The organism is Clostridium sp. SM-530-WT-3G (genome assembly GCF_012843905.1).
In the GTDB taxonomy this organism is placed as follows: domain Bacteria; phylum Bacillota; class Clostridia; order Clostridiales; family Clostridiaceae; genus Clostridium.
On the sequence record NZ_JABAGC010000084.1, the window covers coordinates 1 to 1,699 of the forward strand.

Below are 1,699 nucleotides of genomic sequence, written 5' to 3' on the forward strand. Positions count from 1 at the left end.
TGAGCGGTAGAGGAGCGTCGTAATCGGGCTGAAGTCGTACCGTAAGGAGCGGTGGACTGATTACGAGTGAGAATGTTGGCATTAGTAGCGAGATGTAGGTGAGAATCCTACAGGCCGAATATCTAAGGTTTCCTGAGTAAAGTTTGTCTTCTCAGGGTTAGTCGGGACCTAAGGCGAGGCCGACAGGCGTAGTCGATGGACAATTGGTTGATATTCCAATACCACTACAATCGTTATTATCGAGGGCGTGACGGAGAAGGATAGGATGTGCCAGCTATTGGATGCTGGTCTAAGCGTTGAGGGAGTTAGAGTAGGCAAATCCGCTTTAACAATCCTGGGGCGTTATGGGGAAGGTTCCACGGAACCGAAGTATCTGATTTCATGCTTCCAAGAAAAGCGTCTAGAGAGAGAAGTAGTGCCCGTACCGCAAACCGACACAGGTAGATGAGGAGAGAATCCTAAGGCCGACGGAAGAATTGCAGTTAAGGAACTAGGCAAATTGACCCCGTAACTTCGGGATAAGGGGTGCCTACAGAAATGTAGGCCGCAGAGAATAGGCACAAGCAACTGTTTAACAAAAACACAGGTCTCTGCTAAAGCGAAAGCTGATGTATAGGGGCTGACGCCTGCCCGGTGCTGGAAGGTTAAGGGGAATACTTAGCGCAAGCGAAGGTATGAACTTAAGCCCCAGTAAACGGCGGCCGTAACTATAACGGTCCTAAGGTAGCGAAATTCCTTGTCAGGTAAGTTCTGACCCGCACGAATGGCGTAATGACTTGTGCACTGTCTCAACTGCAAATCCGGCGAAGTTGTAGTGCGAGTGAAGATGCTCGCTACCCGCGATTGGACGGAAAGACCCCGTAGAGCTTTACTGTAGCTTAGCATTGAATTTCGGTATTGTCTGTACAGGATAGGTGGGAGACTGGGAAATCAGGGCGTCAGCCTTGGTGGAGTCGTTGTTGGGATACCACCCTGATAGTATTGAAGTTCTAACTGGATGCCATGAAACTGGTGACAGGACATTGTTAGGTGGGCAGTTTGACTGGGGCGGTCGCCTCCTAAAATGTAACGGAGGCGCCCAAAGGTTCCCTCAGAACGGTCGGAAATCGTTCGTAGAGTGCAAAGGCAGAAGGGAGCCTGACTGCGAGACCTACAAGTCGAGCAGGGACGAAAGTCGGGCTTAGTGATCCGGTGGTACCTCGTGGGAGGGCCATCGCTCAACGGATAAAAGCTACCTCGGGGATAACAGGCTGATCTCCCCCAAGAGTTCACATCGACGGGGAGGTTTGGCACCTCGATGTCGGCTCGTCGCATCCTGGGGCTGAAGTAGGTCCCAAGGGTTGGGCTGTTCGCCCATTAAAGCGGCACGCGAGCTGGGTTCAGAACGTCGTGAGACAGTTCGGTCCCTATCCGTCGCGGGCGTAGGAAATTTGAGAGGAGCTGTCCTTAGTACGAGAGGACCGGGATGGACTGACCTATGGTGTACCAGTTGTTTCGCCAGAAGCATAGCTGGGTAGCTAAGTCGGGAAGGGATAAACGCTGAAAGCATCTAAGTGTGAAGCCCACCTCAAGATGAGATTTCCCATAGCATAAGCTAGTAAGACCCCTTGAAGACTACAAGGTTGATAGGTCAGAGGTGTAAGTGCGGTAACGTATTTAGCTGACTGATACTAATAGGTCGAGGGCTTGACCAAATAAA

The 1,699-nt window shown here is 51.1% G+C and carries 1 rRNA gene; it reads left to right on the forward strand.

What is annotated here, in order from left to right:
* Nucleotides 1-1,694: ribosomal RNA gene (locus HF850_RS15315) — 23S ribosomal RNA — on the forward strand; the annotation flags it as partial.
* Nucleotides 1,695-1,699 lie beyond the last annotated feature (5 nt).